The organism is Pseudoduganella sp. GW821-FHT05F09 (genome assembly GCF_059419605.1).
Window position 1 is genome coordinate 1 of record NZ_JBWKSD010000012.1, and the last position, 23,924, is coordinate 23,924.

At 65.3% G+C, this 23,924-nt stretch carries 19 protein-coding genes; 10 read left to right on the forward strand and 9 right to left on the reverse strand.

Annotated elements, in window-relative coordinates:
- Positions 1–181: 181 nt before the first annotated feature.
- Both AC07S4_RS28355 and AC07S4_RS28360 read right to left on the reverse strand, forming a co-directional pair.
- Positions 182–2,293 carry a S9 family peptidase gene (locus tag AC07S4_RS28355; RefSeq protein ID WP_494989783.1) on the reverse strand — a complete coding sequence of 704 codons (2,112 nt, stop codon included), beginning with the start codon at positions 2,291–2,293 and terminating at the stop codon, positions 182–184.
- A gap of 33 nt (positions 2,294–2,326) precedes the next feature.
- Positions 2,327–3,403 (reverse strand): hypothetical protein, encoded by a 1,077-nt coding sequence (locus AC07S4_RS28360; protein ID WP_494989784.1) that lies wholly within the window; start codon positions 3,401–3,403, stop codon positions 2,327–2,329.
- Positions 3,404–3,550: 147 nt separating this feature from the next.
- Here AC07S4_RS28360 and AC07S4_RS28365 point away from each other — a divergent pair, with 147 nt between their 5' ends.
- Positions 3,551–4,825 (forward strand): MFS transporter, encoded by a 1,275-nt coding sequence (locus tag AC07S4_RS28365; protein ID WP_494989785.1) that lies wholly within the window; start codon positions 3,551–3,553, stop codon positions 4,823–4,825.
- Here AC07S4_RS28365 and AC07S4_RS28370 read toward each other — a convergent pair whose 3' ends face one another.
- Complete coding sequence (locus AC07S4_RS28370) at positions 4,826–5,293, reverse strand: nuclear transport factor 2 family protein (protein ID WP_494989786.1); 468 nt, start codon at positions 5,291–5,293, stop codon at positions 4,826–4,828.
- 123 nt (positions 5,294–5,416) lie between these two features.
- On the opposite strand from AC07S4_RS28370, the gene dinB reads away from it, so the two are divergent.
- Together dinB and AC07S4_RS28380 are read left to right on the forward strand one after the other, a co-directional pair.
- Positions 5,417–6,583: a DNA polymerase IV gene (dinB, locus tag AC07S4_RS28375; protein ID WP_494989787.1), complete on the forward strand. Its 1,167-nt coding sequence runs from the start codon at positions 5,417–5,419 to the stop codon at positions 6,581–6,583.
- Between the two features lie 58 nt (positions 6,584–6,641).
- Positions 6,642–7,538 carry a recombination-associated protein RdgC gene (locus AC07S4_RS28380; protein ID WP_161070441.1) on the forward strand — a complete coding sequence of 299 codons (897 nt, stop codon included), beginning with the start codon at positions 6,642–6,644 and terminating at the stop codon, positions 7,536–7,538.
- 51 nt (positions 7,539–7,589) lie between these two features.
- Here the strand turns inward: AC07S4_RS28380 and AC07S4_RS28385 are convergent, their stop codons facing one another.
- Together AC07S4_RS28385 and AC07S4_RS28390 are read right to left on the reverse strand one after the other, a co-directional pair.
- Positions 7,590–9,122 carry a class I SAM-dependent methyltransferase gene (locus AC07S4_RS28385; RefSeq protein WP_494989788.1) on the reverse strand — a complete coding sequence of 511 codons (1,533 nt, stop codon included), beginning with the start codon at positions 9,120–9,122 and terminating at the stop codon, positions 7,590–7,592.
- Positions 9,123–9,151: 29 nt separating this feature from the next.
- Positions 9,152–9,637 (reverse strand): asparaginase domain-containing protein, encoded by a 486-nt coding sequence (locus AC07S4_RS28390; protein ID WP_494989789.1) that lies wholly within the window; start codon positions 9,635–9,637, stop codon positions 9,152–9,154.
- A gap of 152 nt (positions 9,638–9,789) precedes the next feature.
- On the opposite strand from AC07S4_RS28390, the gene AC07S4_RS28395 reads away from it, so the two are divergent.
- The gene (locus AC07S4_RS28395) at positions 9,790–10,542 is read left to right on the forward strand and encodes an L-asparaginase (protein ID WP_494989790.1); all 753 of its coding nucleotides are present in this window, start codon (positions 9,790–9,792) and stop codon (positions 10,540–10,542) included.
- A gap of 64 nt (positions 10,543–10,606) precedes the next feature.
- Here AC07S4_RS28395 and AC07S4_RS28400 read toward each other — a convergent pair whose 3' ends face one another.
- Complete coding sequence (locus AC07S4_RS28400; protein WP_494989791.1) at positions 10,607–11,620, reverse strand: D-2-hydroxyacid dehydrogenase family protein; 1,014 nt, start codon at positions 11,618–11,620, stop codon at positions 10,607–10,609.
- A 345-nt stretch (positions 11,621–11,965) separates the two neighbouring features.
- Here AC07S4_RS28400 and AC07S4_RS28405 point away from each other — a divergent pair, with 345 nt between their 5' ends.
- The 3 genes from AC07S4_RS28405 (at position 11,966) to AC07S4_RS28415 (ending at position 15,422) form a co-directional block, all read left to right on the forward strand.
- Complete coding sequence (locus AC07S4_RS28405) at positions 11,966–13,825, forward strand: phosphoenolpyruvate carboxykinase (GTP) (RefSeq protein ID WP_494989792.1); 1,860 nt, start codon at positions 11,966–11,968, stop codon at positions 13,823–13,825.
- Positions 13,826–13,911: 86 nt separating this feature from the next.
- Complete coding sequence (locus tag AC07S4_RS28410; protein WP_494989793.1) at positions 13,912–14,532, forward strand: TetR/AcrR family transcriptional regulator; 621 nt, start codon at positions 13,912–13,914, stop codon at positions 14,530–14,532.
- Between the two features lie 209 nt (positions 14,533–14,741).
- Positions 14,742–15,422 carry a 2-hydroxychromene-2-carboxylate isomerase gene (locus tag AC07S4_RS28415; protein ID WP_494989794.1) on the forward strand — a complete coding sequence of 227 codons (681 nt, stop codon included), beginning with the start codon at positions 14,742–14,744 and terminating at the stop codon, positions 15,420–15,422.
- A gap of 12 nt (positions 15,423–15,434) precedes the next feature.
- On the opposite strand, the gene AC07S4_RS28420 is transcribed toward AC07S4_RS28415, so the two are convergent.
- Entirely contained in the window at positions 15,435–16,868 is a 1,434-nt protein-coding gene (locus AC07S4_RS28420) for an aldehyde dehydrogenase family protein (protein WP_494989795.1), read from the reverse strand.
- A 208-nt stretch (positions 16,869–17,076) separates the two neighbouring features.
- On the opposite strand from AC07S4_RS28420, the gene AC07S4_RS28425 reads away from it, so the two are divergent.
- On the forward strand, positions 17,077–18,879 hold the full coding sequence (locus AC07S4_RS28425) for a DUF885 domain-containing protein (protein WP_494989796.1): 1,803 nt from the start codon (positions 17,077–17,079) through the stop codon (positions 18,877–18,879).
- Positions 18,880–18,886: 7 nt separating this feature from the next.
- On the opposite strand, the gene AC07S4_RS28430 is transcribed toward AC07S4_RS28425, so the two are convergent.
- Both AC07S4_RS28430 and uvrA read right to left on the reverse strand, forming a co-directional pair.
- Positions 18,887–19,786, reverse strand: coding sequence for an AraC family transcriptional regulator (locus tag AC07S4_RS28430; RefSeq protein WP_494989797.1), 900 nt, complete (start codon positions 19,784–19,786; stop codon positions 18,887–18,889).
- Between the two features lie 6 nt (positions 19,787–19,792).
- Positions 19,793–22,654, reverse strand: a complete 2,862-nt coding sequence (uvrA, locus tag AC07S4_RS28435; RefSeq protein ID WP_494989798.1) for an excinuclease ABC subunit UvrA — start codon at positions 22,652–22,654, stop codon at positions 19,793–19,795.
- Between the two features lie 248 nt (positions 22,655–22,902).
- Here uvrA and ssb point away from each other — a divergent pair, with 248 nt between their 5' ends.
- Both ssb and AC07S4_RS28445 read left to right on the forward strand, forming a co-directional pair.
- Positions 22,903–23,403: a single-stranded DNA-binding protein gene (ssb, locus tag AC07S4_RS28440; protein ID WP_494989799.1), complete on the forward strand. Its 501-nt coding sequence runs from the start codon at positions 22,903–22,905 to the stop codon at positions 23,401–23,403.
- A gap of 159 nt (positions 23,404–23,562) precedes the next feature.
- Complete coding sequence (locus AC07S4_RS28445; protein WP_494989876.1) at positions 23,563–23,895, forward strand: hypothetical protein; 333 nt, start codon at positions 23,563–23,565, stop codon at positions 23,893–23,895.
- Positions 23,896–23,924 lie beyond the last annotated feature (29 nt).

The window sequence follows — 23,924 nt, forward strand, 5'->3', positions numbered from 1 at the left end:
GCGCTGAGAGGCTCGAACTCCCGACCTAAGCCTTGTAAGGGCTCCGCTCTACCAACTGAGCTAAGCGCCCATCTGGAACACTCCGACGTTTGTCAGTACGTCTGAAGGAGGCCGAATTATAGACGCCTCTTTTTTATTGCGCAAGATTTTTTTATGGGCCCGCCCCGCGCCTGCTCCGCATTTACTCTGAAATGCCCCATTGCGACAGCATCCAGGCCTGCAAGAATGCCGTTTCGCCGATGGCGTTGAAGCGTCCGGAGGCGCCGCCATGGCCGGCGCCCATATTGGTCTTGAGCAGCAGCGGCTGCTCGCCGGTCTTGTGCGCGCGCAGCTTGGCCACGTATTTGGCCGGCTCCCAGTACATCACCTGGCTGTCGTTCAGGCCGGTGGTCACCAGCATGGACGGGTAGGCCTTGCGCTCGATATTGTCGTAGGGCGAGTAGCTGCGCATGTAGTCGTAGGCCGCCTTCTGGTTCGGGTCGCCCCATTCCAGGTATTCGCCGGTGGTCAGCGGCAGGCTGGCGTCCATCATGGTGTTCATCACGTCCACAAAGGGCACGCCCACGTGGGCCGCGCGGAACAGGTCGGGACGCATATTCAGCACCGCGCCCATCAGCAGGCCGCCGGCGCTGCGGCCGTCGATCACCAGGCGCTCCGGACTGGTCCATTTTTCGCGCACCAGGTATTCGGCGCTGTCGATGAAGTCGGTGAAGGTGTTTTTCTTCTTCATCAACATGCCGTCCTTGTGCCACTCCTCGCCCAGGTCGTTGCCGCCGCGAATCTGCGCGCCGGCGTAGACCACGCCGCGTTCAAGCAGGCTCAGGCGAGCCAGCGAGAAGCCCGCGTCGTTCGGCACGCCATACGAGCCGTAGCCGTACAGCAGCAGCGGCGCCTTGCCGTCCAGCGGCGTGCCTTTTTTGTAGACGATCCACAGCGGCACCTGCACGCCGTCGCGCGCCGGCGCCCACAGGCGGCGGCTTTCGTACTGGCTGAAGTCGAAGCCGCCCACGATCTGCTGCTGCTTGAGCAGGGTGCGCTTGCCGCTGTCCATGTCGACGTCCAGCACTTGCGGCGGCGTGATCGGGGACTGGTAGGAAATGCGGAACTGGCGCGCGGTGAACTCCGGCGTGCCGGCATTGGTGGCGGCGTACACGGCGTCGTCGAACTGCACCGTTTTCCAGCTCTTGCTGGCGAAGCTGTACAGGCGGATGCGCGCCAGCGCGCGCGACTTTTCGTTCACCACCAGGTGCTGCTGGAACACGTCGGCCGAGTTGATCAGCACGTCCTTGTCGTGCGGCACCAGCTCGACCCAGTTCTTCTGCTGCGGCGCGGCCAGCGGGGCCACCACGATGCGGAAGTTTTTCGCGTCCTTGTCGGTGCGGATGTAGAGCATGCCGTTGCGGTGGCTCACGCTGTAGCGGTGGCCTTTCTCGCGCGGCAGCACGGCGCGGAAAGTACCGTTCGGCTTGGCCGCGTCCAGCAGGCGCACTTCGGTGGTGTCGGTGCTGCGCATGGACAGCATCAGGTGCTTGCCGTCGCGGTCGCGGTTCACCTGGATGTCGAACTGCTCCACCGGCTCGTGGTAGCGCTGCACCGGGGCGCCGCCGCCCACCGCCAGCGTGAACAGGCGGTCCGAGCGCTTGGTGGTGGCGTCTTCCTGGGTCACGAACAGGGTCTGGTTGTCGCTGGCCCAGGCGATGGATGTGGTGCGCGGCATGGTGGCCGGCAGCAGCTTGCCGGTTTTCAGGTCCTTCACATGCATTTCGTACTGGCGGAAACCGGTCACGTCCGTGGTGTAGGCCATCAGGCGCTCGTCCGGGCTGACCACCATGGCGCCCACGGCGAAGTACTTCTTGTCCTGCGCCAGCTCGTTCTGGTCCAGCAGGATTTCCTCCGGCGCCTTCTCGTCGTAGGCCAGGTCCGCGCCCGCGCGGCGGCGGCAGTTGAGCTGGTACTGCTTGCCCGCCTCGATGCGCGAATAGTAGTAGTAATTGCCGCGCCGGGTGGGCACCGACAGGTCGGCCGGCTGCATGCGGCCCTTGATTTCCGCGTACAGCTTGTCCGCCAGCGGCTTGCTGGCGGCGGTGGCCGCTTCGGTGTAGCTGTTCTCGGCGTTCAGGTAGGCGATGACGGCCGGGTCTTCCTTTTTTTGCAGCCAGCGGTAGTCGTCGGTCACGACTTCGCCGTGGCGCGTTTCCTGCCATGGGGTCTTGGCGGCCACGGGCGCCACATCGGCGGCAAAGGCCGGGACTGCGGCAAGCGCGCAGGCCGGCAGGATGCGGGACAGTTTCAAGGTCACTCCTTTATGGTTATTTGTGCAATGATTCTACACGGAGCGAGCCCTCCCGCGTAAGCGGTAAACCAGGCCCAGGCCGGCCAGCAGCATCAGCCCGGCGCCCGGCTCGGGGACCGGGCTGAGCAGCATGCCGAAGCAGCCCGCGCCCGCGCCGCAGGCGGTGCCGGTGATCTGGCCGCTGTCGTTGATGTCGTAGACCGCGCTGACGTAAAAGCCGCTATTGGCCGGCAGCAGGCTGTTCAGGTTGTAGGTGGCGCCGTCGCTGACCAGGAAGCTGAAGCTGCCGTTGCCTACTACCTGTCCGGCATTGTTGACCGCCATCGCCCAGCTGTTCAGGCCGGGCGCGAAGCTGCCCAGGGGCTGCAGGATCCCGTCCTGGAAAATGACGGCGCGGTAGTGGGCGTCCGAACCCTCGCCCACCTCGTCCGAGCCGACCACCACGCCGGCCTCGTTGATGTCGTTGGCGTCGATATAGCGGCCGTCGCTGAGGGCGCCCAGGTCCACCATGCCGCTGCCGTCGTGGCGGAACAGATGGAAGTCGCCGTTGGCAAGCTGCGCCGAGCCTGCCACCACGCCGGCCTCGTTCATGCCGCCGACGTAGCTGTGCGTGCCGCCCAGCGCGCCCAGCAGCGTGGTGACGCCGTTGACCGAGGTGTAGGCATAGCCTTCGCTGTTGATGTATTGGGTGCCCGCCACCTTGCCGGCGTTGTTGATGCCGCTCAGGTAGTTGTAGCGGTCCAGCGGCGCGATCGGCGCCGGCACCATGGTGGTGGCGCCGTTGGCGTACACCGCCGGCCGCGCCAGATAGCTTTCGGGGCTGAAGTCGATCACTTCGCCGGCGATCTTGCCGTCCGCGCTGATGGCGCCCACGCGGTTGATGGGCGTGTCGAGCATGGTGTAGACGCCGTTTTTCCACAGATAGCTGTGCAGCGTATTGTCAACCGGGTCCTGCAGCACGCCCACCACCAGGCCGTCGTTGTTGATGCGCGTGGTGCTGGTGTTGCCGCTGCCGAGCAGGGTCATTTTGTAGTGCGGCGCGGCGGCCAGCGCGGGCGCGGAAAACACAGGGCAAAGCAGTAGCAGCAGCAATCTTTTTGATAGTTGCATGGTAAGCCTCGTAGCGGATGGGGTTGGCGCCGGACGGACATCCGGCATGCCGATGCTAGACCGGAAGCCGGCACAACAGCGCCACGCTGACTTGGTGCAATATCGCGAAAATGGCGCGCGGCATGCAATCGTGTGCAATCATTGCTCATGGATAAAATCAACCCCGACACCCTGTACGGCAAGGTCAGCCTGCGCCTGCTGCCCTTCCTGTTCCTGTGCTACGTGGCCGCCTACCTGGACCGCGTCAACGTCGGCTTCGCCAAGCTGGGCATGCAGGCCGACCTGCGCTATTCGGATACCGTGTACGGCCTGGGCGCCGGCATCTTCTTCATCGGCTATTTCCTGTTCGAGGTGCCGTCCAACCTGCTGATGGCGAAGGTGGGCGCGCGCCTGTGGATCGCCCGCATCATGGCCAGCTGGGGCCTGATCTCGGCCGCGCTGATGTTCGCCACCACGCCGGCCAGCTTCTACGCGCTGCGCTTCCTGCTGGGCGTGGCCGAGGCCGGCTTCTTCCCCGGCATCATCCTCTACCTGACCTACTGGTATCCGGCCGGCCGCCGCGCGCGCATCGTGGCGCTGTTCATGAGCGGGGTGGCGGTGGCGGGCGTGGTGGGCGGGCCGCTGTCGGGCTGGATCATGCGCGCCCTGGACGGCGAACTCGGCCTGAAAGGCTGGCAGTGGCTGTTCCTGCTCGAAGGCCTGCCTTCGGTGCTGCTGGGCGTGTGGACGCTGTTCTACCTGGACGACGGCATCCGCAGCGCGCGCTGGCTCAGCGCAGACGAGAAGCGATACCTGGAAGCCGCCATCGCGGCCGACGGCGGCGGGCGGCAGCACCTGCCGCTGGGCCGGCTGTTCGCCAGCGGCGCGGTGTGGCTGCTGGCGCTGGTGTACTTTTTGTTTGTGATGGGCTTGTACGGCGTGAGCTTCTGGCTGCCGCAGCTGGTGCGCAACACCGGCGTGCAGGACGTGTTCCAGATCGGCCTGCTCACCGTCATACCCTACGGCGTGGCGGCGGTGGCCATGGTGCTGGCCGCGCGCCATTCGGACCGCAGCGGCGAACGGCGCTGGCACGCCGCCATCGCCGCCTTCCTGGGCGCGGCGGGCCTGGCGCTGTGCACCTGGTACGGCCACGACACCCTGCCGGCCATGCTGGCGCTGAGCCTGGCCACGGCCGGCATCCTGAGCACCTTCCCCATTTTCTGGAGCCTGCCCACCGGCATGCTGGGCGGCGCGGCGGCGGCGGCCGGCATCGCGCTGATCAACTCGGTGGGCAACCTGGCCGGCTTCGCCAGCCCCTACCTGGTGGGGGCGGTGAAGGACGCCACCGGCAGCCCCGCCATCGGCATCTACCTGGTGGCGGCCAGCGTGGCGGCGGGCGGCGTGCTGGTGCTGGCCTGCGGACGGCGCCCGCCCGTGGCCTGACTATTTGCGGCTGGTCTGCCGCTTTTCATCGTGGTACTGCCACAGCACGTTGATGATCTTCCATTCGCTGCGCTGGTTCTTGTACAGGTGCATATAGTCTATCCACTCGTCGGCGGTCAGCTTCACGGTGGCGACCCGCTTGTCGATGTCCAGGATCTTGATTTCCACGCGCGGCGGCTGCGGGAATTTATTGCCGTCCTTGTTGAAGGTCCGGGCCACTTTCAGCATGGTGGCGTAGTCCGTCTGCATGACGAATTCCGTCCCGTCCGCCGCCTGCCAGTAGGTGCGCTTGGCGAGCTGCTCGTCCAGGCCGCGCGCCATCAGCGCCGGGTCCGCCTTGTGCTGCGATTCGATATAGTCCAGCACCGCCCGTTCTATCGCCTGCTGGTCCGCCGCAGCGGCGGTATCGGCGGCGTGGGCAAGGAAGGGCAGCAGCGCCAGGGTCAACAACAGCAGGGTACGTTTCATATGGTCCAGCCCTTTTTGGCAAGTTGGCAAGAGAGCCCCATGAGAACACGAAGCCGGCCGCCGTGGCAATGATGTTGAATACTGTATATAATTACAGTATCGCTATATCTGTCCCGTTCCGCCATGGCCGAAACGCGCCGCATTGCCCACCTCGACATGGACGCCTTCTACGCGTCCGTGGAGCTGCTGCGCTATCCGGAACTGCGCGGGCAGGCGGTGGTGATAGGCGGCGGCGCGCGCCACCAGCCGGTGCTGCTGCCGGACGGCACGCGCCAGTTTTCGCGCCTGCGCGACTATGTGGGCCGGGGCGTGGTCACCACCTCCACCTACGAGGCGCGCGCGCTGGGCGTGTTTTCCGCCATGGGCACCATGAAGGCGGCCGCGCTGGCGCCGGACGCGGTGCTGCTGCCGACCGATTTCGATTCCTACCGCCGCCTGTCGCGCCTGTTCAAGGCCGCCGTGGCCGAGATCGCTCCCCATATCGAGGACCGGGGCATAGACGAAATCTATATCGACCTGAGCGAGCATCCGGAGGAGACGCGCGCGCTGGCGCTGCGCATCAAGCAGGCGGTGCGCGACGCCACCGGGCTGTCCTGCTCGATCGGCGTGGCGCCCAACAAGCTGCTGGCCAAGATCTGCTCCGAACTGGACAAGCCGGACGGCGTGACCATCGTGTCGCACCAAGACATCCCCAGCCGGGTCTGGCCGCTGGCGGTGCGCAAGGTGAACGGCATCGGCCCCAAGGCGGACGCCAAGCTGGCCGCGCTCGGCATCGCCACCGTGGGCCAGCTGGCCGCCGCCGACGAGGCGCTGCTGCAGGAGCACTTCGGCCTGAACTACGCCAGCTGGCTCAAGCGCGTCGCGCACGGGCAGGACGAGCGCGCCGTGGTCACCAGCCACGAACCGAAGTCCATCAGCCGCGAAACCACCTTCGAGCGCGACCTGCACGCCAAACACGACCGCGAGGCGCTGTCCGACATCTTCACCCGGCTGTGCCAGCGCCTGGGCGAGGACCTGGCGCGCAAGCGCTATGTGGGCCGCACGGTGGGCATCAAGCTGCGCTACTCGGATTTCAGCCGGGCCACGCGCGACGTGACCCTGCCCGTGCCCACGGCGGACGCGGCCGCCATCCGGCGCGCCGCCGGCGAATGCCTGCGGCGGGTGCCGCTGGACCAGCGCCTGCGCCTGCTGGGCGTGAAAATCAGCGCGCTGTCCAGCCTGGACGACCCCGGACTGGACCTATCCGCAACACCCCGGCCCAGGCAGGGCGAACTTTTCGCGGACCTGTAACGCGCGCGTGTAAAATGTCGTTCCCCCAGAATTTAGTTGAACAAAGGCAAACTCAAATATGTGGTTCAAGAATCTGCAAATCTACCGTCTGCCCGCGCCCTGGGCATTTACTCCTGAACAACTCGAAGCAGCGCTGAGCACCAACGCTTTTTCGCCGGCCAGCAGCAATGAATTGCTGCGCCAGGGCTGGGACAAGCCGCGCCCGAACGGCGGCCTGGTGCACGTGGTGAACAACCAGATGCTGATCCTGCTGGGCACCGAGAAGAAGCTGCTGCCGGCCACCGTCATCAACCAGGTGGCCAAGGCCCGCGCGGCCGAGATGGAAGAAGCGCAAGGTTTCGCTCCCGGCAAGAAAGCCATGAAGGAGCTGAAGGAACGCGTGGCCGACGAGCTGCTGCCGCGCGCCTTCTCGATCCGCGGCAATGTGTGGACCTGGATCGACCCGGTCAACGGCTGGCTGGTGGTGGACGCCGCCAGCCCGGCCAAGGCCGACGAAGTGATCAAGCTGCTGCTGAAGGCGGTCGACCGCATGCCGCTGGAAAGCCTGCGCGTGCAGCGCTCGCCGGTCGGCGTGATGACCGAATGGCTGCAGGCCGACGATTCCCCGTCCGGCTTCACGGTCGACATGGACACCGAGCTGCGCGCCACCGGCGAGAGCAAGGCCGCCGTGCGCTATGTGCGCCACACGCTGGAAGCGGACGAAGTGCGCCGCCACATCGCCGCCGGCAAGCAGTGCACCCGCCTGGCCATGACCTGGGAAAGCAAGATCTCCTTCACCCTGACCGAGTCGCTGGCGCTGAAAGGCATCAAGCCGCTGGACGTGCTGAAGGAAACCGAATCGAGCACCCGCAACGACGACGAGCGCTTCGACGGCGACTTCATGCTGATGACCGGCGAGCTGAGCAAGATGATGGCCGACGTGGTCGAAGCCCTGGGCGGCGAAGCGAAAGCCTGATACCCCGCCGCACCGAAAAACCCGCTCTCTTGAGCGGGTTTTTTTTATTGCCTAGCTGGCGATGCCCAGCGCCTTCAGGATGGGCAGGACTTGCTCGGAAAAAATGCCGGCCAGGCGCTGCAATTCGGCCGCCTGCGCTTCGCTGTCCATCACCGCCCCGTCTTTCTGGATGCGCTGGCCCTGGCTGTTGAGGATGGCGATCACGAATGCCGCCCACTCGGCAGGATGCTTGCCTTGCATCTGCGCCAGCAGGAACAGCTGGTTGAAGCGGTCCAGCTGCATGCCGCTGCCGGTCACCGGCGAGGCCAGGTAGTTCACCTCGGTGCCGGTCTGGGCGAGCTGGCACAGGTGGCGGTTCAGGCGCTCGGTCTGCGGCCGGGCGCCGGCGATGGCGTGGTCGTCCTGGACCGCGGCCAGGCTGCCGGCGCCGGCCAGCAGGAACACGGCCTGAATGATTTGCTCCGGCGCCAGGCCCTGCGGCCGGCAAGCCGCCTCGATCTCGGCGATGCTGCGGTGCTGGTGGTCGGCCAGGAAGTCCAGCACCGGCTTGTATACCGCCTCCTGCAAGGTGACGTCGCCCAGCGGGCCGGCCATCTTCAGTTCGACGCTGCTGCGGGGCAGCGTCAGAACGACTTTTTGCTTGCGCAACAGATCCTGCTGCGCCGCCGGCGCCAGGCGGCGCGGTCCGCGCACCCAGTAGTCCTTGCGGAACTGCTGGTTGACCATGAAGTCGCGCACCGTCTGGCGGAACATCGCATCCGGGATCTCTGCCACCAGCGCCTGCTGCTCGGCGGTCAGATTGACCTGGTCGATATGGTCCAGGTAGTTGGCGGAGCAGGCGAAGCTGAGCTTGGCGTCGGCCAGGTGCTCGGCCATGGCCGCGAAGGACATCGGCACCCAGTCGCGGTTGAAATATTCATGCGCCAGATAGTTGCGGTTCATGCCTTTGAGGCGCTCGATGCGGGCCCCGACGCCCGGGTTGGCCGTAACAAAGGAAGGCTTGGTGGCGAACAGCCGCTCGACGAAGGCCAGCGAGTCGTCGATGCGCGGCACGATGCCTTTGCCGGGCGCGCCCATCACCTGGCTGTGTTCGGTGAGCAGGTCGCGCACCGGCGCCATGGCGGCCCAGCCCGGCTGGGTGTTGTAGCTGATGTAGAGCACGCCGCCCGGCTTGAGCTTGCGGCGCACGAAGTCGACGATGACGGCGCGGTTGGCGTCCGAAATCCAGCTCCAGATGCCGTGCAGGCCGATGAAGTCGAAATCGGGCAGGCCGGGGCGGCTGCAGAATTCCTCGAAGGCCTGGTCGTGCAGCTGCGCATGCGCGTCCGAGGCGGTGGCCAGTTCCTGCGCGAAGGCCGCCTGCGACGGGTTGAAGTCGGTGCCGTGCCATTCCGTCACCGAGGCGGCGGCGTGCATATTGACGCTCACGCCCTGGCCGAAGCCCAGTTCGCAGGCGGTGCCCACTTCGGGGCAGGCCAGCCCGGCGTACAGGAAGGCCAGCTTGATGCGCAGCGGATTCAGTTCGGGGTACAGGCCATAGGTATAGCCGATGTCGGCTACGTAGCCGGCGGACCAGTCAGACATTGCGACTCCTTGGTGGATTATTAAGTATTTTACAGCGGCTGGAATACGCCGGCGGCACGGTTCTTCTGCACATTGTCCCAGCTGAAGATGCGGCCGTTCATGGCCACGTAGACGCCGGCCGGCAGGGTCTGCGCCACGCCGCAGGCAAAGCCCAGGTTGAACAGCGCGTCCGAGTTGGCGATTTCGTAGGGGATCATGGCGCCGGTCAGCACGATGGTCTGGTTCAAGGCGGCGGCGCCGAGCACGGCGGCGGTTTCCTTCATGGTGTCGGTGCCGTGCACGATGACGATGGCCTTTTCGGCGGCGGCGCGGCAGGACGCCAGCACGCGCGCGCGGTCGGCGTCCTGCATGTCGAGCGAGTCGAGCAGGGGCAGCTGCTCCAGGGTGGCGCCCACCGTCATGCGCGAGCGGGCGATGGCCTGCGGCAGATGGCTGTCGGCGAAGGCCAGCGTACCGTTCAGTTCGTTGTAATGCTTGTCGAAAGTGCCGCCGGTGGCGATGATGCGCAGGGTCATGATGGAGTCCAGTAAAGTGGGAGGGCGTCAAAAGCGGAAAAACGCCGAAGCAGCGCATGATAACGTGTGTCGCGCGCGGAAGGAATGGACACACTCATCTGGAAACTTCGGCATACTGCTACTACACTGGTTTCTTTTGCCCGGCCCCTACGATGAAAGCGCTCGCCCCCGGTACTGTGATTTTCCACCGCCATCGCGGCTATGGCGTGATTACGGCCGTCAATTTGCTGACCGGCTGGATTGCGGCGCGCTTCGGCAGCGAGTCGCGCACGCTGGACCTGAACCTGTCGACCGACGAAGTGCAGTTCGCCGACGGCGAAGCCATCCTGTTCCGGCGCGCGCCGCCGGACCGCATGCCGCACGCGCGGCTGATGGCGATGGTGCGCGAGCTGCACCGGGCCGGCTATCAAAAGCTGTATCTGTACGCCTGGCCCAAGCCGTCCGGGCTGCACTGGCGCTGGCATCTGTTCACCGGCCAGCGCGACTGGATGCAGCGCTCCTGGCGCGAAGGCTGGTATGGCTCGGGGGCCGACTACAACGTCAATCCGGTGATGGGCTGGGGCGACATGCCGGGCGCCGGGACGGGCGAACTGATCGACGCGCTGGCGCGTTTTGACCCGCAGGGCCTGGCGCAGGCGCTGGGCCGGGACGAGGACCACACGGCCTGGTTCGAGCAGGTCTGCGAGCAGTTGCTGCCGGGCTATATGTACAGCCTGGACATGGCGCGTCCGGACGGCGGCCCGCTGACGGACATGCCGCCGGTGCCGGTGATCCCGGTGCGCGCCACGCTGCCGCCGTACAGCGGCCCCGACCTCGCCTGGCCGCCCGGCTGGGCCGGGCTGTGGAGCAAAGTCCACGCCGCGCCTACGCCGCGCCCCAACTTCACCGGCATCCCCGAAACCTGAGCCCCGCCAGCCGTTCCCCGCGCGGCGAGCTGAGCCGCATTCGGGGTCTGACCCCGAATGCGGCTCAGCTCGCTTGGCTTGGCGGGCGGTGGTGGGCGGCGTAGCCGGGGTTGAGGATGGTCTTGCAGGCGCCTTGGGTGAAGTCCACCAGGTTTTGGAAGGCGTGCTGGAAGTACAGCTCGTAGCTGTCCTTTTCCACATAGCCCAGGTGGGGCGTGGCCAGCACGTTGGGCATGCGCAGCAGCGGGCTGTCCGGCGCCAGCGGCTCGCTGGTGAACACGTCGAGCGCGGCCGCGCCGGGCGCGCCCAGCTGCAGCGCCGCTTCCAGCGCGCCCTCGGCGATCAGCTCGGCCCGGCTGGTGTTGACCAGCAGCGCCGTCGGCTTCATGCGCGCCAGGTCGGCCGCCGTGACCACGCCGCGCGTCGCCTCGGCCAGCCGCAAATGCAGGCTGAGCACGTCCGCCTCGGCGAAGAACTGCTCGCGCGAGGCCGCCGCCGTGTAGCCGTCCGCCACCGCCGCGTCGCGGCTGGCCTGGCCGCCCCACACCATCACCTGCATGCCGAAGGCCTTGCCGTAGCCCGCGATCAGCTTGCCGATCTTGCCGTAGCTCCAGATCCCCAAGGTGCGGCCCTTGAGCACCGTGCCGACCGTGTTGTATTGCGGCAAATTGGACACCGTCTGCCACAGTCCGGCGCGCAGATTGGCCGCGTAGGGCACGAGCTTGCGCTGCGCCGCCATGATCAGCGCCCAGGTCAGCTCGGCCGGGGCGGTGGGCGAGCCCACGCCCTCGGCAATGGCAATGCCCAGCTCGGTGGCGGCCGCCACGTCGATGTGGCCGCTGACCTTGCCGGTCTGCGAAATCAGCTTCAGATTGGGCAGCCTGGCCAGCAGCGCCCGCGTGAATTCGGTGCGCTCGCGTATCAGCACCACCGCGTCGAACGGCGCCAGCCGGGCCGCCAGCTGGCCCGTGCCGCGGCTGGAATTGTTGAATATTTTGACTTCATGCCCGTCCAGCAGGCGGAAGCAATCCAGGCTGCGGGTGGCGTCCTGGTAGTCGTCCAAGATTGCTATCTTCATAAGGTACCAAGTAATTTTGACAGGGTTTCGTAGCGAAATAACGGCTTTGCTAAATCCGGAAATAGCTTACTACTTTACTCAACCAATTTTCCTACAATTTTGACGAAACGGCGGGGGCCCGGGTGTACAATCCCCAGCACTTTGAAGCCCGACAGTGGGTTTCCGCAATACGTTCCATCAGCACTGTTACATGATAGATGCTGCGCGCCCGGCCAACGGGTGCACCGACATGACCGCCGTACCGCCGAAGCATTAAAGAATGCCTTTCCGAGCGCAAGCCATAAGCTGACGACGATCTGCCGTGCCGGGACAAGACAAGAATTCTTTATTGGCATTGGAGGTAACATGAATCAGCCCGTTATGACTGGCGTTGCAGCACTGAACGTACCAGCTTACATCAAACACCAGAAACTCATCGACTGGGTGGCGGAAGTGGCCGCGCTGACCCGTCCGGCCCGCATCTACTGGTGCGACGGCTCGCAGGAAGAGTACGACCGCCTGTGCGCCGAGATGGTGGCGGCCGGCACGATGAAAAAGCTGAACCAGGACCTGCGTCCGAATTCCTACCTGGCCTGCTCGGACCCGACCGACGTGGCCCGCGTGGAGGACCGCACCTTCATCTGCTCGAAAACCAAAGAGGAAGCCGGCCCGACCAACAACTGGATGGCGCCCGCTGAAATGCGCACCACCCTGAACGGCCTGTTCGACGGCTGCATGGCCGGCCGCACCCTGTACGTGGTGCCGTTCTCGATGGGCCCGCTCGGTTCGCCGATCGCCCACATCGGCGTCGAGCTGTCCGATTCGCCTTACGTGGCCGTCAACATGCGCATCATGACGCGCATGGGCAAAGCCGTGTACGACGTGCTGGGCGCCGACGGCGACTTCGTGCCCGCCATCCACACCGTGGGCGCGCCGCTGGCCGCCGGCCAGCAGGACGTGGCCTGGCCGTGCAACGCCACCAAATACATCGTGCATTTCCCTGAAACGCGCGAAATCTGGTCCTACGGCTCCGGTTACGGCGGCAACGCGCTGTTGGGCAAAAAATGCTTCGCGCTGCGCATCGCCTCCAACATGGGCTTCCAGGAAGCGCAGTCCGGCCAGGGCGCCGGCTGGCTGGCCGAGCACATGCTGATCCTGGGCGTGGAATCGCCGGAAGGCAAGAAGCACTACGTGGCGGCCGCCTTCCCGTCGGCCTGCGGCAAGACCAACTTCGCCATGCTGATCCCGCCGAAGAGCTTCAACGGCTGGAAAGTGACCACCATCGGCGACGACATCGCCTGGATCAAGCCGGGCGCGGACGGCCGCCTGTACGCCATCAACCCGGAAGCGGGCTACTTCGGCGTGGCCCCCGGCACCAACACCAAGACCAACTCGAACTGCATGGCCTGCCTGGGCGAGAACACCATCTTCACCAACGTCGCACTGACCGACGAAGGCGACGTGTGGTGGGAAGGCCTGACCAAGGAAGCGCCCGCGCACCTGATCGACTGGCAGGGCAAGGACTGGACCCCGGCGTCCGGCACCAAGGCCGCCCATCCGAACGCGCGCTTCACCGTGGCCGCGACCCAGAATCCGGTCATCGATTCGGCCTGGGACGACCCGGCCGGCGTGCCGATCTCGGCCTTCATCTTCGGCGGCCGCCGTTCGACCACCGTGCCGCTGGTGACCGAGGCGCGCAACTGGGTGGAGGGCGTGTACATGGCCGCCACCATGGGTTCCGAAACCACCGCCGCCGCAGCCGGCCAGATGGGCGTGGTGCGCCGCGATCCGTTCGCCATGCTGCCTTTCATCGGCTACAACATGAGCGACTACTTCCAGCACTGGCTGAACCTGGGCCAGAAGATCGGCGCCGCCAACGCGCCCAAGATCTACTGCGTGAACTGGTTCCGCACCGACGCGGAAGGCAAGTTCGTCTGGCCCGGCTTCGGCGACAATATGCGCGTGCTGAAGTGGATGCTGGAGCGTATCGAAGGCGCGGCCGGCGGCGTGGAGAACGTGTTCGGCGTCACCCCAGAGTTCAAGGACCTGAACTGGGACGGCCTGGACTTCACGCCGGAGCAGTTCCAGCAGATCACCTCCATCGACAAGGCGGCCTGGAACGAAGAACTGAAGCTGCACGCCGAGCTGTTCGAGAAGCTGGCCTACCACCTGCCGCAAGAGCTGGTGGCCACCAAGGCTGAAATCGAGCAGCGCCTGGCCAACTAAGCAGGCAGCTTCCCATGAAATGGCGCGTCTCCGGACGCGCCATTTTTTTTGATGGACATTTCGCACAGGTGTGCTAAAGTGAGCGCATGGATACCCTGACCGCAAAAAGCGAAGCCACTTACGCCGCCATCATCGAGACCGCGCTGGACATGGCGTTGGCCGACGGCATCGGCAAGCTGTCGCTGGGCGAGATCGCCAAGCGGCTGGACCTGAGCAAGAGCGGCGTATTTTCCCGCGTCGGTTCGCTGGAAGCGCTGCAAGGCGCGGTGCTGGACGAGTACGACCGCCGTTTCGCGGCCGATGTGTTCCTGCCCTCGCTGCAATTGCCGCAAGGCCTGCCGCGCCTGATGGCGCAGGTGAACCGGTGGCTGCAGCGCTCCTGCACGCTGGGTCCGCGCACCGGCTGCCTGTACACGGCGGGCGCCTTCGAATACGACGACCTGGGCGACAGCCCGTTGCGCGAGCGTTTGCAGCAGGGCGTGGAACGCTGGCGCGCGTCGCTGCGCAAGACGGTGCTGCAGGCGGTGGAACTGGGCCAGCTGCGTCCCGATACCGATCCGCAGCAGCTGGTGTTCGAGATTTACTGTCTGATCGTGGGCCTGCTGCACGACGCGCGCTTCATGCGCGACCCCACCTCGGTCCAGCGCATGCAGATCGCCTTCAGCCGGCTGATTTCGACGTACAAGAGCTTTAGCTACCAGGGCTAGGGCAGTGTTGGCCGCCGCCGCGCGCGGCATTTTTTTGAAACTTATTTCGCACACCTGTGCGAAAATGACGAGGGAGATTATCATGACCAAGGCACTTTTCCTGCTGGCGCTGGCCTGCGCCCTGCTGCTCAGTCCCGGCCTGGCGCAGACGCTGCGCGCGCTGCCGGACCGCAACGACGATTTCGGCGCCATCTGAACGGAGCGCCGCCATGGACGCTATCGACTTCTATTTCGACTTCGCCTCGCCCTACGGCTACTTCGCCGCCACCTGTATCGATGAACTGGCGGCGCGCCACCGGCGCGCGGTGCGCTGGCACCCCATCATGATGGCGGCGGTGTTCCAGGAAACCGGCGGCATGCCTTTGCCCATGGTGCCCATCAAGGGCCACTATGTGCTGCACGATATAGACCGCACGGCGCGCCAGCACGGCATCGCCTACCGCCAGCCCGCCACCTTCCCGCAATTGCTGCTCGGCGCGCCGCGCGCCATGCTGTGGATACGGCAGCAGTACGGTGAAGAACAGGCAGTGCGCTATGCCAAGCGCTGCATGCACGCCTATTTCGCCGACCGCGTGGACCTGGCGGACGACGAGGTGCTGGGCGGTATCGCCGCCGGCCTGGGCATACCGGCGGAGGCCGTGCTGGCGGCCATCCGCTCGCGCGAGGTGAAGGAGCTGCTGAAGCAGGAAACCTCGGACGCCATGGCGCGCGGCGTGTTCGGTTCGCCCTTCGTGATCGCGGACAAGGAGCCGTTTTGGGGCTTCGACCGCTTCGGCCAGCTGGAAGCGTGGCTGGCCGGCGGCGGCGTGTCCTGGAGCTATTGGGCGCGCAAACCCAGGATAGTGTCCAGCCTGGGCCACCGCACTGCGCCGCGCGTGGCGGGCGCCTGAAGCGCAGGGCGCTCAGGCGTATTGCGCCGCTTCGCCCAAGATGGCTTTCGGCTCCAGGTAGCTGTCCAGCCCATACGGCCCGAACTCGCGCCCTATGCCGGATTGCTTGAAGCCGCCGAAGGGCGCGATCAGGTCGTCATGGATGCCGTTGATGTGGACGCGGCCGGCCACCAGCTGGGAGGCCACGCGGCCGGCCCGCGCCAGGTCGGTCGAGCTGACATAGGCCTGCAGGCCGTATGGCGTGTCGTTGGCCATCGCCACCGCTTGCTCCTCGGTGTCGTAGCTGAGGATGGACAGCACCGGTCCGAAGATCTCCTCGCGGGCGATGGTCATGTCCGGCGTCACATTGGCGAACACGGTGGGCTGGACAAACCAGCCTTGCTCCAGGCCCGCCGGCTGCCCCAGTCCGCCCGTCAGCAGTTCGGCGCCCTCGGCGATGCCGGTGCGGATGTAGTGCTGCACGCGCTCGAACTGCTTGCGCGTGACCATGGGACCCAGCGTGACGGACGGATCGCGCGGATCGCCCACCACCACCGCCTCGGCCGCCGCCTTGGCCAGCTGCTTCACCTGTTCCAGCCGGTGCGCAGGCACCAGCAGGCGCGAACCCGCAATGCAGGCTTGGCCGTTGTTCATATAGCAGGCCTGGATCGCCATCGGCACCGCCTTCTCGAAGTCCGCGTCGTCCAGCAGCAGGTTGGCGCTCTTGCCGCCCAGTTCCAGCGTCACGCGCTTCATGGTGTCGACCGCCGTGCGCGCAATGGCCTTGCCCACCGCCGTGGAGCCGGTGAAGGAAATCTTGCTGATGTCCGGATGCGCGCTGATCTCCGCGCCCACCACGTCGCCGCGCCCGTTGACGATGTTGAACACGCCCGGCGGCAGGCCCGCCTCGTGCAGGCACTCGGCCAGTATCTGCGTTTGCAGCGCGCTCAGTTCACTGGGCTTGATCACCAGCGTGCAGCCGGCCGCGATCGCGGTGGCGAGCTTGTTGGCCACGAACCAGGCGCTGGAATTCCACGGCGTGATGACGCCCACCACGCCCACCGGCTCCAGCACCACTTTGGATTTGCCCACGGTTTTAACGAAGGCGTGTTCCTCCATCACCTTCTTCACGTCCAGGAACATCTTCGCCGTGTACTGCGAGCGTGCAATGCTGCCGGCGTAGGTGCCGCCGTATTCCTCCATCAGCGCGGCGGCCGCTTCGCCGGCGCGCGCCAGTACCGCGTCGTGCAGGCGCTGCAAATACATGCCGCGCTGCGCGATGGTGCTGCGGGAGAAGGCGGGGAATGCCGCTTTGGCGGCGGCAATCGCGCGCCGCGTGTCCTCCACGTTGCCAAGGCGGACCTGCCCTGCGAGCTGGCCGGTGGTGGGGTTGATCAGGTCCGCCATTTCGGCGCCCTGCGGCGTGGAGAACTGGCCGTTGATGTAGATCTGGTCGATGATGCGCATGCTGTTCGCTCCTGGAATAAGGTGCAGCCATTCTAAAAAGCGCGGCGCCGCCGCGACAGATCGGTTCCTGCTCCATGTTTGCCTGATCCTGCTTGTCCGGCCAGCTTGCAATTCAAGCCCGGTTTTTTACGTTTCGTCGGAATCGCGCCCCGCCGCGCGCCGCGTTCGCATACAGTGCATGCTCAACTATCTTTATCGTTAAACCACCATGACAAAAATGACTCGCATCGGCGCCGCCAGCGCGCTGCTGTTTTCCCTGATGCTGGGCGCCGCGCACGCGCAGACCCCGGCCCCGGACCTGGAAGCCCGCCGCGCCGCCTTGAACAGCCTGATCAAGGAGCAGTGGGAGTACAGCATGCGCAACAGCCCCGAGTGGGCCTCGCTGCTGGGCGACAAGCGCTACAACGACAAGTGGTCCGATTTTTCGCAAGCGGGCATCGACGCCGACGCCAAGGCCACGCTGGAATTCCTGAAGCGCTTCGAAGCGGTCGACAGCTCGGGTTTTCCGCTGCAGGAGAAGCTGAATCATGAGTTGATGCTGCGTCAGTTGCGGGAGAGTGCCGAAGCCGCGCGCTTCAAGGACTGGGAAATGCCGCTGGCGCAGAACTCCGGCATCCATATCGACCTGCCGCAAATCGTCTCCGCGCTGCCGTTTGAAACCGTGAAGGACTACGAGGACTACATCAAGCGCCTGCACGCGCTGCCCAAGCTGTTTGACGACACCCGCGTGCAGATGGAGAACGGCGTGCGCGACGGCCTGATGCCGCCCAAATTCCTGATCCCGAAAATCGTCAAGCAGTGCGAGGACGTGGCCGCGATGAAGGCCGCCGCTTCGCCGTTTGCCGAGCCGCTGAAAAAATTCCCGAAAGAGTTCTCCAGCGCCGACAAGGCCCGCCTGAGCAAGGAGATCCTGGTCGCGATCCAGAAGGACGTGGCGCCGTCGTACAAAAAGCTGGCCGGCTACGTGAAGACCCAGTATCTGCCGCATGGCCGCAGGGACGTGGGCATGTGGTCGCTGCCGGACGGCGCCGCGCGCTACAGCTTCAAGGCCAAGTCCTCCACCACCACCGCCATGCAGCCGGAGGAGATCCATCAGCTGGGCCTGGCCGAGGTGGCGCGCATTGAAGCGCAGATGCTGGGCGTGGCGCAGAAGCAGGGCTTCCAGGACCTGAAGGCCTTCAACAAGGCGCTGGCCGCGAATCCCAAGCTGCATCCGAAATCGCGCCAGGACATCGTGGACCTGTACCAGAAGTACACGGACCAGATGTACACCCAGCTGCCGCAGCAGTTCGGCATCCTGCCCAAGGGTAAAGTCGAAATCCGCCAGGTGGAGCAGTTCCGCGAGAAGGGCGAAGCTGCCGCTTCCTATATGCAGGGTTCGCCGGACGGCAAGCGCGCCGGCCGCGTGATGGTCAACACCGGCGACTTCGCCAAGCGCTCCACCATCAGCATTGAAACCACGGCGCTGCACGAAGGCGTGCCGGGCCACCACATGCAGATCGCCATCGCGCAGGAAATCGAAGCGCTGCCGAGCTTCCGCCAGCAGGGCAACTACACCGCCTACGCCGAAGGCTGGGCGCTGTACTCGGAACGCCTGGGCGAAGAGCTGGGCTTCTTCAAGGACCCGTACAGCTACTACGGCCACCTGCAGGACGAAATGCTGCGCGCCATCCGCCTGGTGGTGGACACCGGCCTGCACTACAAGAAGTGGAACCGCCAGCAGGTGGTGGACTTCTTCCACGACCATTCCGGCATCGAGGAAGTGGACGTGCAGAGCGAGACCGACCGCTACATCGTGTGGCCGGGCCAGGCGCTGGGCTACAAGATCGGCCAGCTGAAAATCCTGTCGCTGCGCGACTACGCGAAGAAAGAGCTGGGCAGCCAGTTCGACATCCGCAAGTTCCACGACCAGGTGCTGGGCGCAGGCGCCCTGCCGATGGACGTGCTGGAGTCGCACATCAAGGAATGGGTGGAGACAGAGAAGAAGGGCGCCACCCGCGTCGCCGGCTAAACCGCCATCACACCGCCGAGCGCAGCCTCTTCACATCCTGCATCGGCGGCGCCCCGAACAGGCGCCGGTACTCGCGGCTGAACTGGGACTGGCTCTCGTAGCCCACCTGGTAAGCCGCCGTGGCGGCGTCTGTATCCCCATTGAGCAGCAAGGCGCGCGCCTGCTGCAGGCGCAGCTGCTTCTGGTACTGCATCGGGCCCATGGTGGTGACGGCCTTGAAGCGGTGGTGCAGGCTGGACACGCTCATATTGGTGGCCTGCGCCAGTTCCTCCACCAGCACCGGCTGGTTGTAGCGCTCCTTGAGCCACGCAATGGCCTTGCTGATGCCACGGTCCTGCTGGTCCAGCACCACGTTCTGATAAAGCTGGCGCCCATGCGCGCCGGTCAGCATGCGGTAGATGATTTCCCGCTTCAGGCCCACGGCCAGAAAAGCCGCCTCCTGCGGCGGCGCATCCAGCAGGCGCACCAGCTGGCACAAGGCCTCCTGCAGCGCCGCATCGGTTTCACCGACGAAGGCGCCGCGCACCGGCTGCGCGCCGTCATGCAGATCGATGCGCGCCTCCAGCACCACGGCGGCGATTTCCGCCGGGTCGAATTCAATATTCAACAACAGGTAGGGCAGCTCCGGCGTGGCGTTGACCACGTGGCCGGAAGCCGGCATGTCGACCGACACGGCCAGGTACTGGCCCGGCCCGTAGTCCAGCACGTCGCCGGCCAGGTGCACGCGCTTGTTCCCTTGCAGGATCACGCAGCATGAAGGTTTCAGCACGCCGCGCGTAATGGGCGTGGGCTGCGAGGAGCGCAGCAGCGACAGGAAGGGCACCGCCGTTTCGACGCGGCCATCGTGCGGCAGCAGTTGCCGCACGATGGCGATCATGCGGCCCAGCCGGTCCGCGTCCCTGTCCATGGCGCTTTACTTCTTCTTGGCCGGCTTGAGCAGCGGGATCAGGTATTTACCCGTCACGCTGGCCGGATTGGCCGCCACGTCTTCCGGCGAACCGGCGGCGATAATCTGGCCGCCGCCCGCGCCGCCTTCCGGCCCCAGGTCCACAATCCAGTCCGCCGTCTTGATGACGTCCAGGTTGTGTTCGATGATGGCCAGCGTGTTGCCCTGGTCGCGCAGGCGGTGGATCACCTTGAGCAGCAGGTCGATATCGTGGAAGTGCAGGCCGGTGGTCGGCTCGTCCAGGATGTACAGCGTGCGGCCGGTGTCTCGCTTGGACAGCTCCAGCGACAGCTTGACGCGCTGCGCCTCGCCGCCCGACAGCGTGGTGGCGCTTTGCCCCAGCTTGATATAGCCCAGGCCCACGTCCAGCAGCGTGTGCAGCTTGCGCGCGATGACAGGCACCGGCTTGAAGAATTCGTGCGCGTCCTCCACCGTCATGTCCAGCACTTCGGTGATGTTCTTGCCCTTGTAATGCACTTCCAGCGTTTCGCGGTTGTAGCGCTTGCCGTGGCAGACGTCGCACGGCACATACACGTCCGGCAGGAAGTGCATCTCCACCTTGATCACGCCGTCGCCCTGGCAGGCTTCGCAGCGGCCGCCCTTCACGTTGAAGGAGAAACGGCCCGCGCTGTAGCCGCGCTCCTTGGAGGTGGGCACGGTGGCGAACAGGTCGCGGATGGGCGTGAACAGGCCGGTGTAGGTGGCCGGGTTCGAGCGCGGCGTGCGGCCGATGGGCGCCTGGTCCACGGCGATCACCTTGTCGAAGTGTTCCAGGCCGCTGATGGTGTCGTGCGGCGAAGGTTCGGTCTGCGAACCGTACAGGTGGCGCGACAGGGCAGGGTAGAGCGTGTCGTTGATCAGCGAGGACTTGCCCGAGCCGGACACGCCGGTAATGCAGGTCATCAGGCCGACCGGCAGCTGCAGCGTGACGTTCTGCAGATTGTTGCCGGTGGCGCCGGTGATCACCAGCTGGCGCTCCTCGTCGAACGGGTGGCGCTTCTTGGGCACATCGATCTTCTTGGCGCCGCTCAGGTACTGCGCCGTCAGCGATTCCTTGTTCTTCAGGATGTCCTTCAGCGAGCCGGAGGCGATCACGTCGCCGCCGTGCACGCCCGCGCCCTTGCCCATGTCGACGATATAGTCGGCGGTGCGGATCGCGTCCTCGTCGTGCTCCACCACCAGCACGCTGTTGCCGATGTCGCGCAGGTGCTTCAGGGTTTCGATCAGGCGGTCATTGTCGCGCTGGTGCAGGCCGATGGACGGCTCGTCCAGCACATACATCACGCCCGTCAGGCCGGAACCGATCTGCGAAGCCAGGCGGATGCGCTGCGCCTCGCCGCCGGACAGGGTATCGGCGCTGCGGTCCAGCGACAGGTAGTCCAGGCCCACATTGTTCAGGAACTTCAGGCGCGAGATGATTTCCTTCACCACGCGGTCGGCGATCTCGCGCTTGGCGCCGGTCAGTTCCAGCGCTTCAAAATAGGCCAGCGAATCGCGCAGCGGCTTGCGCGACAGCTCGAAGATGGCGCGCTGCTGCTTGCCGTTGCCCACCTTCACATAGCGCGCTTCCGTGCGCAGGCGCGCGCCGGCGCAGGCCGGGCATTCCTTCTCGTTGATGAACTTGGCCAGCTCCTCTTTCACCGCCATCGAATCGGTTTCGCGGTAGCGGCGCGACAGGTTGTTCACCACGCCCTCGAAGGTGTGCTCCTTGACCACGGTGCGGCCGCGCTCATTGATGTAGGCGAAGGGGATGGTCTGCTTGCCCGAGCCGTGCAGCACGGCTTCCTGCGCGTTTTTCGGCAGCTGCTCGAACGGCGTGTCGAGGTCGAATTCGTAGTAGGCCGCCAGCGCGGTCAGCATCTGGAAATAGAACTGGTTGCGGCGGTCCCAGCCCTTCACGGCGCCGGAGGCCAGCGACAGGTTGGGGAAGGCCACGATGCGCTTGGGGTCGAAGAACTCGATATGGCCCAGGCCATCGCACTCGGGGCAGGCGCCCATCGGGTTGTTGAACGAGAACAGGCGCGGTTCCAGTTCCTGCAGCGAGTAGCCGCATTCGTTGCAGGCGAATTTGTTGGAGTACACATGCTCCTGCGCGGTATCCATCTCATAGGCCACGGCGCGGCCGTCGGCCAGGCGCAGCGCGGTCTCGAAGCTCTCGGCCAGGCGCTGCTTGATTTCCGGATTCACCTTCACGCGGTCGATCACCACGTCGATGGTGTGTTTCTCGGTCTTCTTCAGCTTGGGCAGGTCGTCCACTTCGTAGATTTTTGCGTCATGCGTACCGCTTTGCACGCGGAACCTCACGAAGCCCTGGGCCTGCATCTGCTCGAACAGGTCCACATGCTCGCCCTTGCGGTTGGCCACCACCGGCGCCAGAATCATCAGCTTGGTGCCCTCGGGCATGGCCAGCACCGCGTCCACCATTTGCGACACGGTCTGCGCGGCCAGCGCGTTGGTGGGGTGGTTGATGCAGTAGGGCGTGCCCACGCGGGCATACAGCAAACGCAGGTAGTCGTGGATCTCGGTCACGGTGCCCACCGTGGAGCGCGGATTGTGCGAGGTGGCCTTCTGCTCGATGGAGATGGCCGGCGACAGGCCCTCGATCAGGTCCACGTCCGGTTTTTCCATCAACTGCAGGAACTGGCGCGCATAGGCCGACAGCGATTCCACGTAGCGGCGCTGGCCCTCGGCGTACAGCGTGTCGAATGCCAGCGAGGACTTGCCGGAACCGGACAGGCCGGTAATCACGATCAGCTTGTTGCGCGGCAGATCGAGGTTGATGTTCTTGAGGTTGTGCGTACGTGCGCCGCGAATGCGGATCTGTTCCATTGTCATTGGCCTTGGATAAAGGTAGCTAACTGCAGGGGGCAAACGGGGTGAACCCGGTACTATAGCCGGGTTTAGTCCGCGCCGCCTTGCGCTGTTTGAGGCAGATCAAGGCCGCTGGACATTTATACTGTATATAATACCAGTATTCCGAAAAAATGGGCGCGGGTCGGGCCCTGCCTTGGCTTATAATCGTCGTTTAGGTCAACGTCAGCCCGCTACGTGCGGCCGCAGTTCAACAGGAGTTATACATGGCATCAGTTAACAAAGTCATCATCGTCGGCAATCTGGGCCGCGATCCGGAAATTCGCTACATGCCCAGCGGTGATGCGATCGCCAACATTGCTGTTGCGACCTCGTACAAGTCGAAGGACCGCAACACTGGCGAGCAAAAAGAGCAAACCGAGTGGCACCGCATTTCCTTCTTCGGCCGCCTGGCTGAAATCGTCGGCCAGTACCTGAAAAAGGGTTCCTCGGTCTACGTGGAAGGCCGCCTGCAGACCCGCAAGTACACCGACAAGGACGGCGTGGAGAAATACGCAACCGACATCATCGCCGAGCAGATGCAAATGCTGGGCGGCCGTCAAGGCATGGGTGACGGCGGCGGCATGGACGACGGCGGCGGCTACGAAGCCCCGGCCCCGCGCCAGGCCCCGGCTCCGCGTCCTGCGCCGGCTCCTGCGCCAGCTCCGCGTCCGGCCCCGCGCCCGGCGCCGAACTTCTCGGATATGGACGACGACATTCCGTTCTAAGCCGCATCCCGGAGCAAGTTGCAGATAAGGCCCCGTAACTCATTGCAGTTGCGGGGCTTTTTTACGTCTGAAGCATGCGCGAACTCAGTGATCAGTTCAACGTCTCCAAGCCGACGATGTCGGCGCATTTTGCCGTGCTGAAGGAGGCGGACCTGGTGCATGCGGGCCCTTGCGCTAGTCGCCACCGCCGCCCGCAAGCTGGGCTATATCGACGCCGATACGGTGACCAGGCTGGTCATCGGCAGCAACGGACTGATGATGGCCTGGTATGGCAACCGTATGCCCAAAGCCTTTGTCCCCAGCGCGGTGGCGCGCCGCGTGGTCCGGCTTGGCGGCTGGTCCACGGTGCTGAGCGGGCTGGCCTATGCCGGATTGTGGGCGTTTGCTCCCATCCAGGTGGCGGTCTGGGCGGGATGCGCCGTCGTCGCGGCGGGGATAGCGGCGACATTCGGGTATTGCCTCTTACTGCGTTCCAGGACGAAAACCGCCTGACTTGGGTTTGCCCCCCCGGGAGGCAGGCG

Excerpts from the sequence above, each read along its gene's own strand:
- AC07S4_RS28360 (WP_494989784.1), bottom strand. The coding sequence starts at position 3,403 with ATGCAACTATCAAAAAGATTGCTGCTGCTACTGCTTTGCCCTGTGTTT.
- AC07S4_RS28365 (WP_494989785.1), top strand. The coding sequence starts at position 3,551 with ATGGATAAAATCAACCCCGACACCCTGTACGGCAAGGTCAGCCTGCGC.
- AC07S4_RS28370 (WP_494989786.1), bottom strand. The coding sequence starts at position 5,293 with ATGAAACGTACCCTGCTGTTGTTGACCCTGGCGCTGCTGCCCTTCCTT.
- dinB (WP_494989787.1), top strand. The coding sequence starts at position 5,417 with ATGGCCGAAACGCGCCGCATTGCCCACCTCGACATGGACGCCTTCTAC.
- AC07S4_RS28380 (WP_161070441.1), top strand. The coding sequence starts at position 6,642 with ATGTGGTTCAAGAATCTGCAAATCTACCGTCTGCCCGCGCCCTGGGCA.
- AC07S4_RS28385 (WP_494989788.1), bottom strand. The coding sequence starts at position 9,122 with ATGTCTGACTGGTCCGCCGGCTACGTAGCCGACATCGGCTATACCTAT.
- AC07S4_RS28390 (WP_494989789.1), bottom strand. The coding sequence starts at position 9,637 with ATGACCCTGCGCATCATCGCCACCGGCGGCACTTTCGACAAGCATTAC.
- AC07S4_RS28395 (WP_494989790.1), top strand. The coding sequence starts at position 9,790 with ATGAAAGCGCTCGCCCCCGGTACTGTGATTTTCCACCGCCATCGCGGC.
- AC07S4_RS28400 (WP_494989791.1), bottom strand. The coding sequence starts at position 11,620 with ATGAAGATAGCAATCTTGGACGACTACCAGGACGCCACCCGCAGCCTG.
- AC07S4_RS28405 (WP_494989792.1), top strand. The coding sequence starts at position 11,966 with ATGAATCAGCCCGTTATGACTGGCGTTGCAGCACTGAACGTACCAGCT.
- AC07S4_RS28410 (WP_494989793.1), top strand. The coding sequence starts at position 13,912 with ATGGATACCCTGACCGCAAAAAGCGAAGCCACTTACGCCGCCATCATC.
- AC07S4_RS28415 (WP_494989794.1), top strand. The coding sequence starts at position 14,742 with ATGGACGCTATCGACTTCTATTTCGACTTCGCCTCGCCCTACGGCTAC.
- AC07S4_RS28420 (WP_494989795.1), bottom strand. The coding sequence starts at position 16,868 with ATGCGCATCATCGACCAGATCTACATCAACGGCCAGTTCTCCACGCCG.
- AC07S4_RS28425 (WP_494989796.1), top strand. The coding sequence starts at position 17,077 with ATGACAAAAATGACTCGCATCGGCGCCGCCAGCGCGCTGCTGTTTTCC.
- AC07S4_RS28430 (WP_494989797.1), bottom strand. The coding sequence starts at position 19,786 with ATGGACAGGGACGCGGACCGGCTGGGCCGCATGATCGCCATCGTGCGG.
- uvrA (WP_494989798.1), bottom strand. The coding sequence starts at position 22,654 with ATGGAACAGATCCGCATTCGCGGCGCACGTACGCACAACCTCAAGAAC.
- ssb (WP_494989799.1), top strand. The coding sequence starts at position 22,903 with ATGGCATCAGTTAACAAAGTCATCATCGTCGGCAATCTGGGCCGCGAT.
- AC07S4_RS28445 (WP_494989876.1), top strand. The coding sequence starts at position 23,563 with ATGCGGGCCCTTGCGCTAGTCGCCACCGCCGCCCGCAAGCTGGGCTAT.